At 68.5% G+C, this 14,225-nt stretch carries 14 protein-coding genes; 3 read left to right on the top strand and 11 right to left on the bottom strand.

Annotated features, from left to right (window positions below):
* Window positions 1–8 precede the first annotated feature (8 nt).
* From denD to ADK36_RS00505, 9 genes are all read right to left on the bottom strand, one after another.
* Window positions 9–1,055, bottom strand: a complete 1,047-nt coding sequence (denD, locus tag ADK36_RS00545; protein ID WP_048579781.1) for a D-erythronate dehydrogenase — start codon at window positions 1,053–1,055, stop codon at window positions 9–11.
* Window positions 1,052–1,855: a 2-oxo-tetronate isomerase gene (otnI, locus tag ADK36_RS00540; RefSeq protein WP_048579782.1), complete on the bottom strand. Its 804-nt coding sequence runs from the start codon at window positions 1,853–1,855 to the stop codon at window positions 1,052–1,054. Before otnI ends, denD begins: the two co-directional genes overlap by 4 nt.
* Window positions 1,856–1,901: 46 nt before the next feature.
* The gene (locus tag ADK36_RS00535; protein ID WP_048579783.1) at window positions 1,902–3,212 is read right to left on the bottom strand and encodes an MFS transporter; all 1,311 of its coding nucleotides are present in this window, start codon (window positions 3,210–3,212) and stop codon (window positions 1,902–1,904) included.
* Between the two features lie 50 nt (window positions 3,213–3,262).
* Entirely contained in the window at window positions 3,263–3,961 is a 699-nt protein-coding gene (locus ADK36_RS00530; protein ID WP_048579784.1) for an aldolase, read from the bottom strand.
* Window positions 3,958–5,238: a 3-oxo-tetronate kinase gene (gene otnK / locus ADK36_RS00525; protein WP_048579785.1), complete on the bottom strand. Its 1,281-nt coding sequence runs from the start codon at window positions 5,236–5,238 to the stop codon at window positions 3,958–3,960. Before otnK ends, ADK36_RS00530 begins: the two co-directional genes overlap by 4 nt.
* Window position 5,239: 1 nt before the next feature.
* A complete protein-coding gene (gene ltnD / locus ADK36_RS00520; RefSeq protein ID WP_048579786.1) occupies window positions 5,240–6,157 on the bottom strand; it encodes an L-threonate dehydrogenase in 918 nt (305 codons plus the stop codon).
* Between the two features lie 121 nt (window positions 6,158–6,278).
* Window positions 6,279–6,596, bottom strand: coding sequence for a hypothetical protein (locus ADK36_RS49350; protein ID WP_048579787.1), 318 nt, complete (start codon window positions 6,594–6,596; stop codon window positions 6,279–6,281).
* Window positions 6,597–6,735: 139 nt separating this feature from the next.
* On the bottom strand, window positions 6,736–7,173 hold the full coding sequence (locus ADK36_RS48630) for a hypothetical protein (RefSeq protein WP_159391070.1): 438 nt from the start codon (window positions 7,171–7,173) through the stop codon (window positions 6,736–6,738).
* A 501-nt stretch (window positions 7,174–7,674) separates the two neighbouring features.
* Window positions 7,675–8,715 carry a vWA domain-containing protein gene (locus ADK36_RS00505; protein ID WP_048579788.1) on the bottom strand — a complete coding sequence of 347 codons (1,041 nt, stop codon included), beginning with the start codon at window positions 8,713–8,715 and terminating at the stop codon, window positions 7,675–7,677.
* Between the two features lie 753 nt (window positions 8,716–9,468).
* Between ADK36_RS00505 and ADK36_RS48625 the strand changes: the two genes are divergently transcribed.
* Window positions 9,469–10,089 carry a neutral zinc metallopeptidase gene (locus ADK36_RS48625; protein WP_048579789.1) on the top strand — a complete coding sequence of 207 codons (621 nt, stop codon included), beginning with the start codon at window positions 9,469–9,471 and terminating at the stop codon, window positions 10,087–10,089.
* A 106-nt stretch (window positions 10,090–10,195) separates the two neighbouring features.
* Here the strand turns inward: ADK36_RS48625 and ADK36_RS00495 are convergent, their stop codons facing one another.
* Complete coding sequence (locus ADK36_RS00495; protein WP_159029090.1) at window positions 10,196–10,774, bottom strand: hypothetical protein; 579 nt, start codon at window positions 10,772–10,774, stop codon at window positions 10,196–10,198.
* A gap of 447 nt (window positions 10,775–11,221) precedes the next feature.
* Between ADK36_RS00495 and ADK36_RS48620 the strand changes: the two genes are divergently transcribed.
* Window positions 11,222–11,395: a hypothetical protein gene (locus ADK36_RS48620; protein ID WP_159029091.1), complete on the top strand. Its 174-nt coding sequence runs from the start codon at window positions 11,222–11,224 to the stop codon at window positions 11,393–11,395.
* A gap of 196 nt (window positions 11,396–11,591) precedes the next feature.
* Here ADK36_RS48620 and ADK36_RS00490 read toward each other — a convergent pair whose 3' ends face one another.
* Entirely contained in the window at window positions 11,592–11,801 is a 210-nt protein-coding gene (locus ADK36_RS00490; protein WP_048579791.1) for a hypothetical protein, read from the bottom strand.
* A gap of 302 nt (window positions 11,802–12,103) precedes the next feature.
* On the opposite strand from ADK36_RS00490, the gene ADK36_RS00485 reads away from it, so the two are divergent.
* On the top strand, window positions 12,104–14,083 hold the full coding sequence (locus tag ADK36_RS00485; RefSeq protein ID WP_234329608.1) for a protein-arginine deiminase domain-containing protein: 1,980 nt from the start codon (window positions 12,104–12,106) through the stop codon (window positions 14,081–14,083).
* Window positions 14,084–14,225 lie beyond the last annotated feature (142 nt).

Below are 14,225 nucleotides of genomic sequence, written 5' to 3'. Positions count from 1 at the left end.
TTTTCAGTCTATAGACCCGGGTCCGGTTTTCCCGCCGCGAGCGGCGGCCGGGTCAGGACCGCGTAGGGGTGGTCGGCGAGGTAGTCCCGTACCACCGACTCGAAGCTCGGGTCGGGCTCCAGCCCGAGCGCGGCGGCGCGCGTGTTGTCGAAGACGGAGGGCCACGAGCCCACGATGGCCTCCACGTCGCGATCGGGGGTGATCGTCACCAGTTCGGTCACGGCGTCGCCGGCCACCCGCCGCAGCGTGGCGAGCATCTCGGCGACCGAGACCGTGAGCGCGGGAAGGTTGACCGGCAGCGCGCCGTCGAGCAGGCCCCGCCCGGTGCCGCGCTCTACTTCCGCGATGCGCAGGATCGCCTCGGCCGTGCGCCGTGGCGAGGCCAGGGCCACCCTCAGGTCGGGACGCACCGGGCAGACCGCCGGGAGGCCCGCGAGCGGCTCGCGGATGATGCCGGACAGGAAGCCGGAGGCGGCCGCGTTCGGCTTGCCCGGCCGCACCGACACGGTCATCAGACGGGCGACGCGTCCGTCGACGAATCCGCGGCGGGTGTAGTCCGCGACCAGCTGCTCGCAGACGAGTTTCTGGATCCCGTAGCTCGATCGAGGCGTGGGCAGGGTCGCCTCGCTGACGACCGCCGGGAGGGGCAACGCCGGGTCGGAACCGTAGACCGCCACGCTGCTGGAGAACACCACGCGCGGCGTCGGCCCACCGGCGGCCGACTGCGCCCGGGTGGCTTCGAGGACGGCGCGCGTGGTGTCCAGGTTGGCGCTCATGCCGAGGTCGAAGTCGGCCTCGCACTCGGCCGAGACGGCGGCGGCGAGGTGGATCAGCACGTCCACCGGCTCCGCGAACACCTCGTCGAGGCGGTCGATCAGGTCGCCCTGCACGATCTCCACGAGCGGGTCGGACGCCGTCTGCGAGCCGGCCGGGACGATCCGGTCGGCGAGCACCAGGCGATCGATCGGCGCACCACGGAACGTCCGTGTCGCGAGCAGTACGCCGGTGAGCTGTCGTCCCAGGAAGCCGAAGCCACCCGTGATGACGATCCTCATACGTTGTCTCCTCGGTAGTCGTCCAGCCAGCCGAGACCCTCGCTCGTGCCGGCGCGGGGGATGTACTCGCAGCCGATCCACCCGTCGAAGCCCAGGTCGTCGACGACGCCGAACAGGTGGGCCACGTTGAGTTCACCCCGGTCGGGCTCGTGGCGGTCGGGCACGCCGGCGATCTGCAGATGACCGACCCGGCCGGTCGGCAGGTCGCGGCGCAGGGTCGTGGTGAGGTCGCCCTCGACGATCTGGCAGTGGTAGAGGTCCAGCTGCACCTTGAGATTCGGGGCGCCCACGTCCCGCACCACGGCGTGAGCCTCCGCCTGCCCGGACAGGAAGTAGCCCGGCATGTCGCGGCCGTTGATCGGCTCGACCAGGATGTCGACACCCACCGCGGCCGCTCGCTCGGCCGCCCAGCCGAGGTTGGCCAGATAGGTATCGCGGTGCTCGGCCAGTTCCTTGGGCGTCGCGTCCGGCGGCACGAGCCCGGCCATCACATGCAACCGCGGGCAGTCCAGCGCGGCGGCGTACTCCAGAGCCCGGGCGATGCCGGAGCGAAGCTCCGCCTCCCGGCCGGGCAGCGCCGCCGTCCCGCGTTCTCCGGACTCCCACGCCCCGGGAGGTGCGTTGAAGAGGACCTGCCTGAGGCCGTGGTCGTCGAGCCGGTGGCGTAGCTCCGTGGCGTCGTAGGCGTAGGGGAAGAGGTATTCGACGGCGGTGAAGCCGTCCGCCGAGGCCGCGGCGAAGCGGTCCAGGAAATCGTGCTCCGTGTACATCATGGACAGGTTCGCTGCGAACCTCGGCATGCTGGCTCCTGTGTTCGACTCGGGCCGGGACCATCACCGGTCCCGGTCAGCGGTTGACGACCTGCTTGTCGGTGGTGAGTACCGCGGCGGCGCCGACGACGAGGCTGAGCGCCAGGACGTACATGGGCAGTGATGTCGACCCGGTGGCGTCCTTCAACGCGCCGATCATGTAGGGACTGACGAAGCCGGCGAGGTTGCCCACCGAGTTGATCGCGGCGAGGCCGACCGCGGCGGCGGTGCCGCCGAGGAACGCGGTGGGCAGCGACCAGAACAGCGGCGCGCAGGTCAGCACTCCGGCCGCGGCGAAGGACAGCGCGGCCAGGGACAGCGCGGTGGACCCGGCCCAGCCGGCCGCCAGGGAGAAGCCGACGGCGCCCATGAGACTCGGGACGACCAGGTGCCAGCGGCGTTCACGGCGCTGGTCCGCCGAACGCCCGAACAGGTTCATCGTGACGAGCGCGGCCAGGAACGGCACGGCGCTGAGCACGCCGATGGCGAGGTTGCCCTCGATGCCGGTGGACTCGATGAACGTGGGCATCCAGAACGTCAGGGCGTACTGGCCCATCACGAAGCAGAAGTAGATGAGGCACATCAGCCACACCTTGGGCTCACGGAAGGCGTCCCAGACCCGGCCGTGCACGGTCTGGTGCGCGGCGTCCTCGGCGATCGCCCGTTCGACCACGGCCTTCTCCTCGTCGGTGAGCCACTTCGCGGCGCGCACACTGTTGTCCAGGTAGAACAGGGTGGCCACCCCGATGAGGACGGCGGGTATCGCCTCCAGGAGGAACATCCACTGCCAGCCCTGCCAGCCGCTCACGCCCTGGAACCGGTCCATGATCCAGCCGGAGAGCGGGTTGCCGAAGATACCGGCCACCGGGATCGCCGACATGAACAGCGCGATCACCCGGGCACGACGGTGGGACGGGAACCAGTAGGTGCAGTAAAGGATCACCCCCGGGTAGAACCCCGCCTCCGCGGCACCGAGAAGGAACCGCAGGACGTAGAACGTCGCCTCGTTGCTGACGAACACGAACGACGCCGAGACCAGGCCCCAGCTGATCATGATCCGGGCGATCCAGGTGCGGGCGCCGACGCGCTGCAGCATCAGGTTCGAGGGGACCTCGAAGAGGAAGTAGCCGATGAAGAACAGACCGGCGCCGAGGCCGTACGCCGCCTCGCTGAACCCGAGGTCGTCGGACATCTGGAGCTTCGCGAAGCCGACGTTGACGCGGTCCAGGTAGGAGACGACGTAGCAGAGCACGAGGAAGGGGACGATACGCCTGACGACCTTGCGGAAGACGGCGTTCTCACGGGCGATGTCGGGGACTTCGGACGCCGCCGTTTTGGGCAGGGACATGGCGATCCTTTGTGCGGCTCAGGGGAATTCTCTGACAGGCGAGGAGCGGGTCACCACGCGGCGTCGAACGTGGACCTCAGTTCGTCGAGCGCGTGGTGGGGGAGCGGCTCGGGGCGACGGTCGGTCAGGAGCCAGAGGCGTGCCGTCTCCTCGAGTTCTTCGAGTACGGCGAGGGCGGTGGCCGCGTCGGGGCCCCAGACGACGGGGCCCAGCCGGTCGAGCAGCACGGCCCTGATCGGCGTACGGCTCGCGGCCTGGTCGGCGATCTCGGCGGTCACCAGGTCGGCCACGCGCGGATCGCCGGGCCGGTGGTAGGGGATGAGCGGGACGTGCCCGACCTTCATCACGTAGTACGGCGTGATGGGCGGCAGCACGTCGTCGGCGCTCCACACGCCGGCCAGGGTGAGCGCGACCAGGTGCGTGGAGTGGGTGTGGACGACGAACCGGGCGGCGGGGTCGGCGGCGCAGATACGTCGATGGAGCGTCAGGGTCTTGCTGGCGCGGTCACCCGCGATCTGCTCACCACGGGCGTCGACCAGCGCGAGGCGGCCGGGTTCGAGGAACCCCAGGGCGGCGTCGGTGGGCGTGATCAGATGGCTGTCGCCGACCTTGGCGCTGATGTTGCCGGCGCTGGCATGGACGTAGCCCCGGGCGAACAGGCTCGTGCCCACGCGGACGATCTCGTCGCGCGCCTCGGCGACGGCCTTGTCGTGTGCCGCCTCGGCAGTGGTGCCTCGGTGCCGGGTCATCCGGCCTCCTCGTCCAGGAGGGCGAACGAGGTGGTGAAGAAGTCGGGGCCGCCGAAGTTTCCGGACTTGAGCGTGATGTGGAGGGTGTCTCCGCCGGGAAGGGCGGCCGCGCACCACGGCACACCGGGATCGATCTGCGGCCCGATCCGGAGCCCGGTGATACCGAGCACCCGGACGACCGCTCCCGAGGTCTCACCGCCCGCGACGACGAGCCGGCGCACGCCACGTTCCACCAGCCCCTGTGCGACGCGGGCCAGCGTCCGCTCCACGAGCTCACCGGCCTCAGCGGCACCGAGCCGGCCCTGGACGGTGCGCACCGTGTCGGCCGACTCGGTGGAGTAGACGAGGACCGGCCCGTCGTCCAGGTGCGACTCGGCGAAGGCCAGGGCCTGTTCGACCACGTCCTCACCGGCCGCCACGCGCAACGGATCCACGCTGAAGGCGGGTCGGCCACTGCGCAGGTACTGAAGGACCTGACGGTTGGTGGCCTCGGAGACCGATCCCGAGACGATGGCCCGGTGGCCGCCGGACGGCGGCAGCTGCGCGGCGGCGGGGGAGGGCGTGAACCCCCAGTTCGCGGGCAGACCGATGGCCAGCCCCGAGCCGGCGGTCACCAGGGGCAGCCCCTTGACCGCCGTGCCCAGGCGCATGAGGTCGTCGTTGGAGACGGCGTCGACGACGGCGATCCCGCGGCCGTCTTCGCGCAGGGCGTTGATACGGCCCCTGATCGCCTCCGGCCCGTCGGCGACGACCGTGTGATCGACGAGGCCGACTGCTCGCGTGGTCTGCGCGCCGAGGACGGAGACCAGGTTGGAGTCGGTCATCGGGGTGAGCGGGTGGTGGCGCATCCCGCTGTCGCTGAGCAGCACGTCACCGACGAACAGATGGCCCTTGAAGACGGTGCGCCCGTTGTCGGGGAACGCGGGCGTCGCGACCGTGAAGTCGGTGCCGAGAGCGTCCATCAGTGCCTCGGTCACCGGCCCGATGTTGCCGGCCGGTGTCGAGTCGAAGGTGGAGCAGTACTTGAAGTAGACCTGCTCGGCGCCGTGGGACCGCAACCAGGCGAGGGCTCGAAGGGACGCCTCGACGGCGTCGGCGGCCGGGGCGGTCCGCGACTTGAGGGCGATGACCACCGCGTCCGCGTCCATCTCCTGCTCGGACTCGGACGGTGGCACGTCGATCAGCTGGACCACACGCATGCCCGCGCGCACCAGATTGTTGGCCAGGTCGGTGGCGCCGGTGAAGTCGTCGGCGATGCACCCGAGGCGGATTCCCATGTCAGCCCTCCACCGGCTCGGGCAGGTCGACGCCGGGGAAGATCTTGATGACCGCGCTGTCGTCCTCGGCCCCCAGCCCGGACGCCGATGCCTGGAGGAACATCTGGTGGGCGGTTGCGGCGAGGGGGAGTGGGAACCGTTCCGGCCTGGCTGAGTCCAGCACGAGCCCCAGGTCCTTGACGAAGATGTCGACGGCGGAAAGGGGCGTGTAGTCACCGGCGAGCACGTGTGCCATGCGGTTCTCGAACATCCATGAGTTGCCGGCGCTGTGCGTGATGACCTCGTAGAGCGCCTCGGCGGGAACCCCCGCCTTGATGCCGAGGGCCATCGCCTCGGCGGCCGCGGCGATGTGCACGCCCGCGAGCAGCTGGTTCACGATCTTGACCTTCGAGCCGAGTCCGGCGCGGTCTCCCAGGCGGTAGACGGTGCTGCTCATGGAGTCGAGCACCGGATCCGCGACGGAGTACGCCGCGGCGGAGCCCGACGTCATCATGGTGAGCTCGCCGGCCGCCGCACGAACGGCGCCACCGGAGATGGGGGCGTCGAGGTAGAGCACACCCTGCTCGGCCAGGCGTCCCTCAAGCTCGGCGGACCAGGCGGGGTCGACCGTGGAGCACATCACGAAGACGGCGCCCGGGCGGAGCCGGTCGGCCGCCCCGTCGGCGCCGAACAGCACGGACTCGACCTGCGCCGCGTTGACCACCACGCTGACCAGGACGTCCACCGCGGCTGCCAGCTCCCCGCAGGAGCCGAACGCCGTCCCGCCGTCGCGGGTGAAGGCCGCGGCCGTGTCCGGTCGCAGGTCGTGAACCCCGAGGTCGTAACCCGCGGCCCGCAGGCTCTGGGCCATCCCCAGGCCCATGGCTCCCAGCCCCACCACGCCCACGCGCGGCCGTGCGGCCCTGTTCTGGTCGTCCATTGCCCATCCTCGTCCGTGTCGTCCAGAGAGCGTCGGCTCAACTTCTCTGGGGAGATCAGGTCATATGATGACCTGAGGATGGCGATCGGTGTGCTGTGATGTCCATCACAGGCAGAGGGGGTCAATGGATTGGGCGGGCGCCGCCAAAGCTCGATGGCGGCGGCATCAGGAGTTCGCCGCGACCGTCGCATATCGCGGTGTCGGGAGCGAGCATGCCGTCCATGACGGGTCCGCTTTCCAGCAGCACGGGGGCAGCGGTCGGCAGTGGCATCGGCTGGCCGGAGAGGTTGACACGGCATTCGAGCCCTCCCTTGCGGAAGGCGAGTTCGCCCTTGCGGAAATGCAGCCAGGCGAAGGTCTCGTCCCCGCGGAAGCGGCCGCGCAGGGACAGGGCCGCGCGGTACAGCTCCAGGAAGGAACCGGGCCGCGTTTGCTGCACCTCAACCGAGTGGTCGCCCCAGTTGTCCGGCTGTGGCAGCCAGCTGCCGGCCGGGCCGAATCCGTAGGAGGTCCCGGAACGCGTCCACGGCAGGGGGACCCTGCAGCCGTGCCGAGCCGAAGAGGGCCTTCGTCCCGACTCACCGATCCGCTCCTGGACCGAGTACCCGGCCAGAACTGCCGGAGTGTCCCTGCTGCTGTCGCCGCGCCGCAGGCACCTCGTGGGGGCCACCGGGAGAGACCCGACGTGGCGCGATGACGGCGATAGCGCCGAGCGTCACGGCCAGCGGGATCTCCGCGATGACCGCAAAGGCCATTGCGGTGTACCAGTCACTGCCGGCAAGGGCGGTCATCACGTCGAACCAGGCATCGACGGCGAACAGCGTGGCAGCTGCGGAAGCGACCGGAGCCAGACAGACCGAACGGGTGCGCAGCAGGACGGCAGTCGCGAGCAGCCCCAGCACTTCCAGCACGTCGAGTCCGATCCAGGAACTGGACCAGTTGCGTACCTCGGCATGACCGCGTGGGGCAGCTCCCATCTCGAAGATCCAGACGACAAGAACCGCGGCGAGTGCCACGAAGGCACGACCCAGCTGACGCGAGGACTGCGCACTGAACATCCGGGGATGGCCCTTCCAACTCGGGGTATTTCGCGCCGAGTCTCCGTCCCGCCGCCCGGGGTTGACCTCATCCCACGAGACGACACCAGACCTGAGGAAGTTCAGGGATGTCATTGCCGGCCGCTCAGGGGTGCGGAGGTCACCACCACGACCGTGCGGTGCAGTTTGATGCGAGACCGCGTCCAACATCCCGAACATGGCACACAGTGCACGCGGCCTGAACACGAACGAGAACCGCGCCCGCACCGAGTCCATCACCGGAGCGGGCGCGCCGCACTCGGGCCCCGGGGATCAGCCATGGCATCAGCCGCGGCGTCTCCCGGGGCCCGGTGTACGGAGTGGCGCTGTTCGACGACGTCGTGACATCGACCTCACGTGGTGGCCGACCGGGGCCGCCGGCCCTGTCGCTGGCGTAGTACCGGGACGACGAAGCCTCCGGCCCGACGGGTTTCCACGAGGTCAGAGCATGAGCAGGAGCCGCGTGTTCGGTACGAGCTTTCGGTTCACGCTGGTGCTCTGCACGAAGATCGTGAAGTCGTCGTTGTGGTCCGGCTTGACGCGGATCTCCACGTCCGGCAAGCCGAGCAGGGCCCGGGCCTCGGGGCCGGTGTACACCCGGTCCGTCTTCTTCTCCAGCACCGCGATCTGCTTTCGCGCCTGGATCTTCTCCGACTTGCTCAGCTGGTAGAACGCACCACCGGTACGGTAGGTGTGCCCGCATTCGATGACCCAGTCGCGAATCGCCGCGTCACGAGCCACTGGGATCAGCTGGTACCCCGACGGATCCACCGGGGTGAGACCCGCGGCCTTGATGGTGTCCTTGTTGACCACCTCGGCACCTGTAGAGAACACCGCGCGTGATCCACGGATGCCCTGGGCGCGGCCCACCATGAACTTCTCGGTGGCCTGCTGGATGACCTGCCCGGCCTCTTCCAGGCCCTGGGTACTCGTGGCGTCCCAGATGGCGATGTTGTCCTTCGGGAACCCGCCCTGCATCGCCTCGCGCTTGCCCATCTGGTCCGGCACGAGGACGGCGAGCGTCCAGTTGTCCTTCTGTGTCCTGATCATCTCGGCCACGGCTGCAACCAGTTCACGCGGATTGCTGGCAGGGGCACCCGGGCAGCGGTGACTTGCGTTCTCCTGACCGTCGGTGAGTACGAACGTCAGGAAGCTGTGGTCTCCGTACAGTTGGGCTGTCTGCGCCAGCTCCCGCTGCGATGTGAGCGTGGCCGCCAGGAGGGCCGTCATTCCACCGACCCGGTAAAGCTCCTTCAGGGACGGCATCCGCAGCACGTCCTTGTCGTAGATGACGCACTCCACCTTGTCCGCGAAGACGTACACCGTGACACGGGTTTCCTGGTCAAGTTCCTGCGATCGGCGGGCCAGATAGGCAATCTGCTGGTCGGCGACCTCCACGACCTTGCGGCTCAAGTGCGACATGGACGAACTGGCATCCAGCACAAGAGCAACGTGATTGATGTAGTTCTGGCTTCCCGACATGACATCTCCCCCTCTTGCCGAATCGATGCTCCTATCGTCTCACCCACCACTGACAATCGATCTTGGTCCGGAGTGAACGCAGAGCTCAGCCGACCAGAGGCACAGCCGCCGCCCGGCAGCAGCATGCCGGCCCACCGGCGGAGCCGACCTGTCTCGGCGTGAGGGCGGCTGCGGCAGTCGGCGACACTCGATTCGTGCTGCGGAGAGCGCGCGGTTGACCATGCGATCAAAGGCTGCGGATGCGCACGGGCGTGCTCTCTGGTCTCCTGGGTTACGTACCTCTCGCAGGCCGGCACAGGCACTACGGCGGTGCCGGGCTCCGGATGGCTGGGAGGCCAGGGCGCCCTGCGCCGAGCGCGATCCCCTCGGCGGTCATGAATGCCTCCTTCGGAAATGCGGCGGCGTCCGGCACGCGACCTGCTGATCGTCCGGAGAGCATTAATCGCAGATTGCATGAATCACAGGGGAGCCCTCATGTTGCGATCGCGCTCTCGCTTGGCCACTCTGCTAACGCCCGCGATCGCCATGCTCGTTCTCGTGGTCGGAGCAAGTGGTTCCAGCGCCGCCTCGGCCCCACGTTCCGAAACCAGTTATCCAGCGTCTTCCGACGGTGATGGGCCGCGGCTGTGTTCACTTTCGGATACCAGTGACGGGACCTGTAGCGGACCACAAAGAATCGGTGTCGGCGCTATTGGTCCGGTAGCCGCCCAGGCCAACATACCGACCTTCACCGGACAGCCAGGCACCGCCACCATGCGGGGCTACCTGACGACAGTTCTCGATAACGTGGCGACCTTTTGGAGCCGAGCCTACAGTTCGTCCGGCATTCACGACGACGCCGGTGCCGTGGCCACTTCGACAGTGAGCTCCGTGCTCATGGAGCCCGGCGAGACGGCGCCCGACTGCGGCGGTGGCACAACGAATCCGTCAACGTTGGCCTATTGTCCGGGCGACGACACGATTCGCCTCTCGATTCAGGCCATTCTGGCCGACTGGCTGGGGCAGCAGCTACCCGGCGAGGAAACACCTCATCCTGCGACCGGCGAGTGGAGTGCTATCTACACGGTGGCGCACGAGTACGCTCACAATGTCCAAGAGGAGCTGGGCGTATGGTCCGACATGACGGTCAGGCAGGTGGAGCTTGAGGCGGACTGCCTGGCCGGCGTGTATATGAGGGGCTCCCTCGATCTCACCGCTGACATCAAGCGGCAGGAATTCCAGGAGGTGGTTGAGAACGCCGGCCTTTCCGGCGACTTCGAGTTCCGCGATCCTCAACATCACGGTACCCCGCAGGAGCGGGTCGACGCCGTTGTACTGGGCCTGGTGGCAGCCAATCCGGCTCAGTGCCAGCTGCAGTATGAGCCGTCCCACTGAGTATTTTCATGTGGTGCGGAAGACCGGGTGAGCGATGGTGCTGGACAATGTGAGCACCCTGCCACAACCCACACTGGACGAAGATCCGTTTTCCTCTGGGCCGGACTCAGCCGCACAAACAGGCCCGGCGCAGCGCCTCCAGAGCCGACCACCCGGACCCGTCGTCCTCCCCCGGGAACAGCAGCGGCTCGATGGAGCCGTCCTGCGCGAACACCACGTACGACTCCGCGGTGTAGGACAAGTCCCCCCACTCCTGGCGCCGGTGAACCCGCGCCAGGACACGACCACAGGCCACACAGGCGATCCACGGCACCAGCACCTGCTCCGGGTCGGCCCGCTCCCCAAGCACGTCCAGTGGTACCGGCGCCTCCTCGTCCCCATCCTCGAACACCCGCAGTGACACCGGCTGCGCGTCTTCGCCCGGACACGCCACGATCGCCGCCCCGAGCCGGTCCCACTCTCCCCACTGCTCGGCCATCACCGCGATCTCGGTCCGCGCCGACTCCCCGACGGGCAAGCCGAGTTCGACCAGTCGCCCCACCAGCAGATCGAGGCCGGCCTCCTGCTCCGCGATGTCCCAGCAGCCCTGGACCTCGTCCACGTCTTCGGCAGCCGGCAAGAGCGCGGCGAGCCGGGACCAGACGACACCTTCGGCGGCATACGCCGCCACCCGTCGATCGCTCATCGGAGCGAGCGTAGCGGGGCGCGCTGGGCGGCTCCGGTCACACCCCCCCACCAGCAGCATCAGCTGTCCGCCCGTCCCTCGCGTGCCGGCCGTAACCGGGACCCCGCCGGCCTGCTCCCGGTCCGCCTATTGCCGCGGTCCACCGAGTAACTTCGAGACCATCGAAGCCAGTTCCCGCAGGGTCGATCCGTTGGCAGCTTCCTTGACCACACGGAACTCGAACTCCGTCTTGCCCTCGACCCGCTTGAAGTGGATGTCCACCTTCGTCTGGAGCCACGCCACCGTCGCGGCCCACGACCACGATGCCCGGGACCACCAGGTCGCTGCCGCATGCCGTTGCTCTCGCCGGCCGACCTGCGGCGGATGGGGATTCCCGCGTTCGACGAGATCGCCGCTCGTAGCACCGACAACGGCGACGGGTCGTAGGTGATCGTGAACGTTCGCCGTATGTCGCCGAAGCGGTCGGAGTACGTCACCTTGGACGGGCTGGTGCGCTTGGGCTCGGCGGTCATGTCGTACGTACGAAGGAAGTCCTTGACGTTCGAGTCCTGGCTGTTGCCCACCTCGTACCGGAGCACCGCGGTGCCGTCCTTCTCCACCTTGGCGTACGTCGGTATGTAGTAGCGCCCTGCAGGTTGATGCTGATCGTGGTGCATCCCCGCCTTGCGCTCCACTGCCTCCTCCGGACCATCACCGGCCGGCGTGAGCAGCGCGACGGCCGCCCAGGCGATCGCGCCGAACGCCCACACCGCGCACAAGGCCAGGAACCACACCAGCCACCTGCGCCGACGCGGCCTCGTGAGGCCCGTACGCGTACTCACCCGTTCCATGTGCGTACTTCGCTCTGCCCGCCCATGTCGTACGGCCCGCGCCTCCCCTTGGCCGGCTTTGGGCGAGCGAGCACCGCGGGAGAACTCATGGCGAAGAAGCCCATCTTGTTCTTGATGGCATGGTCCTCCTCGCCGGTGGCCTCGCGAGTGTCGTAATCGCCGGAACCCTTGTCGGGCGCGGACGGCGGGAGCAGCACTCCGCCCGCACCGGAGAAGACGCGGTTCAGACTATGCGATCACTCGTGGCTGGACCGTGGTTGGACCCCAGCCGCCCGGGGGCACGCCGAGCAAAGAGGCCACGTCCTCCTGATTCCTGCTGGTCAGCGGTGCGGGCGTGCCGTCTCGATGCGCCTGCGGCAGCGCTACACAGCCTGCTCTGGCCGCCCGGATCGGCGTGATCCGTCATACGTCGGCATGACGTTCTGTCAGCACAGTGAACGCACAGCCGCTTCTTCATCTCTTGCACGGTGCACACCCCCCAACTGAGGAGGAACGCGCCGTGCGTTCACACCGCCGTATACGAACAAGCCCTGCTGGACCCGTGGCACTCGTGCTCGCCGCGGTCGGAACCGTCCTGGCCGTGCCGCCCTCACCAGCCTCGGCTGCGGGGCCGGCCGCACGGTCCGATCTCCGTGCGGACGTGAACCGCGACGGACAGGTCGATGTCACCGGACGGACCGACACCACTGGCGAGGACACCTGGTCATTGGGGCGCGGAGCGGTCTACCTGCCCAACATCGACGATGACACCAAGCGCTGCCCGGTCACCGGTCCCGGCGGCAGACCGCTGTCCGACGCCAAGCTGGCAGCGTGCAACGATGCCTCCGACACCCGGGTCAACGGCTCGGCTGATGCCGCCGACCTTGCCCGTATCCGCTCGGTGCCGATGCGCGGCCTGCCGTCGGGCGCCAAGGGCAGCGTCAAGGTCACCACCGGTGCCAAGTACACCCACGTCTACCTCAAGCGTGCGGGCAACTGGGTCTTGGTCACGCCGAAGACCAGCTTGTCGGCCGCGGAGTTGCGCTCCGGCGTGGAGCTCGGCGTCGAGGCCACCGACGTGATCCGGGACACGCGGAAATGGGACGGCAGGATGGTCATCCGGCTGACCGTGACGGCGGGCGGCCAGACCACATCCGACTCGGCCACCCTGCGGGTAGCTCCACTCCTGACCCACCACCATCTCCAGCAGGCCCAGCAGTTGATGGTCACCAAACTGGGCCCCGACGAAGACTGGAGCGGGCTCCAGGGCAAGTTCGTCACCGATCTGAAGAAGGAAGCCGAGAAAGCCGGCATCACCCGGCCGCTGGTGACCTTCGACAAGTACGGGGACCCATGGGCGCAGGACTTCGTCGAGCCGGCTTACGTCAGCATGACCGGAACGGACGGGCGCCGGCGCGTCATCCGTGTGATGTTGCGCTCCGCGCAACCGAACCGTGAGGCCGGCCGGGAGCTGTTCGAGAAGGTCCGAGGACGGGACATCGGAGTCGTACAGGCCTTCGACGCGTCGGCACCGGCGGACTGGTCGCTCAACTCCATGGGCAACCTCGAGACCATCCCGCCGTACGCACACAACGGCCGCTCGTTTCCGGCCGGACGGATCATCATGGGGTGGCGCAAGGACAGCGGAAAGCGGCCCTCGGCGACGATGCGCACGCTGCTGAAGTCCCAGGGGCTGCAGGACCCGATGCTCCTGGACACATCCTGGCTGGAAGTCGGGCACGTCGACGAGTTCGTGCAGTTCCTGCCCGCCGACACTCCGCGCGGCTGGCGGATCGGCATCGCCGATCCGGAAGCGGGCCTGCAAATGCTGCGCGACGCTCGGCGCGCGGGCCATGGAAGCACCAAGATGTTCTCCGTCCCGGGTCTCGGGGGTTCCCCGCCGCTTCAGGAGACCATCGACCAGGCCCTCGCCTCGCGCCACCTGGTGGCCGACAACACGATGGCGGCCCAGCGGATCGCGGCCAATCTGGAGACCCTCAAACGTGAGACCGGCGTGACCGAGGACGAGATCGTGCGTGTGCCCGCCCTTTACACTCGCGGCTCGATGGGCCGTACGGAGAGTGGGGAGGAGGTGCCCGTGCCGCGACTGACCCGCATGGGGGGTAGCACGCCCTTGCTGGACGGCCTGAAGGAGCACGGCCAGCAGCGGTGGCTGGCCGGGAACGGAACCGCCTCCGACTCCGCTGCGGCTGCACGGGCGACCGTCGCGACAAGCGCGTACGTGCCCGGCGCGGTCAATGGCATCCTCCTCAGCCGTGACCGCTACCTTGCTCCCCGGCAATGGGGTCCTGTCATCGACGGCAAGGACATCTTCACCCAAGCCGTCACGGCGGCCTACGTGCGAGCGGGACTGAAGGTGTCGTACATCGACGACTGGTACACCTACCACCTCGGCATGGGTGAGGTGCACTGCGGCACCAACACCCTGCGTGATGGCTCCGCCGCTTGGTGGCAGCCCGCGGAACCGGCGACGCCGTAGCACTCGTTGCCTCGGATACGGCGTCCTCCCTGGCGCCTTCCGGACCGGGGCGGCCTCACGCCTGCCCCGGTCCGTCGAAGGTCCCGGAACCTGTGCGCAAAAAGGCCGACGCACGGCCGGCGCGCCAGACACCCTTTCGGGC

This window comes from Streptomyces viridochromogenes, from assembly GCF_001270495.1.
GTDB classification, from domain to species: domain Bacteria; phylum Actinomycetota; class Actinomycetes; order Streptomycetales; family Streptomycetaceae; genus Streptomyces; species Streptomyces viridochromogenes_A.
Note: the sequence above shows the minus strand (reverse complement) of the source record. Positions and strands in the feature narration are given on the sequence as shown.

What these genes read in the sequence shown, in the direction of transcription:
- denD (WP_048579781.1), bottom strand. Translation starts at nt 1,055, where the DNA reads ATGAGGATCGTCATCACGGGTGGCTTCGGCTTCCTGGGACGACAGCTC.
- otnI (WP_048579782.1), bottom strand. Translation starts at nt 1,855, where the DNA reads ATGCCGAGGTTCGCAGCGAACCTGTCCATGATGTACACGGAGCACGAT.
- ADK36_RS00535 (WP_048579783.1), bottom strand. Translation starts at nt 3,212, where the DNA reads ATGTCCCTGCCCAAAACGGCGGCGTCCGAAGTCCCCGACATCGCCCGT.
- ADK36_RS00530 (WP_048579784.1), bottom strand. Translation starts at nt 3,961, where the DNA reads ATGACCCGGCACCGAGGCACCACTGCCGAGGCGGCACACGACAAGGCC.
- otnK (WP_048579785.1), bottom strand. Translation starts at nt 5,238, where the DNA reads ATGGGAATCCGCCTCGGGTGCATCGCCGACGACTTCACCGGCGCCACC.
- ltnD (WP_048579786.1), bottom strand. Translation starts at nt 6,157, where the DNA reads ATGGACGACCAGAACAGGGCCGCACGGCCGCGCGTGGGCGTGGTGGGG.
- ADK36_RS00505 (WP_048579788.1), bottom strand. Translation starts at nt 8,715, where the DNA reads ATGTCGGGAAGCCAGAACTACATCAATCACGTTGCTCTTGTGCTGGAT.
- ADK36_RS48625 (WP_048579789.1), top strand. Translation starts at nt 9,469, where the DNA reads ATGCGGGGCTACCTGACGACAGTTCTCGATAACGTGGCGACCTTTTGG.
- ADK36_RS00495 (WP_159029090.1), bottom strand. Translation starts at nt 10,774, where the DNA reads ATGAGCGATCGACGGGTGGCGGCGTATGCCGCCGAAGGTGTCGTCTGG.
- ADK36_RS48620 (WP_159029091.1), top strand. Translation starts at nt 11,222, where the DNA reads ATGTCGCCGAAGCGGTCGGAGTACGTCACCTTGGACGGGCTGGTGCGC.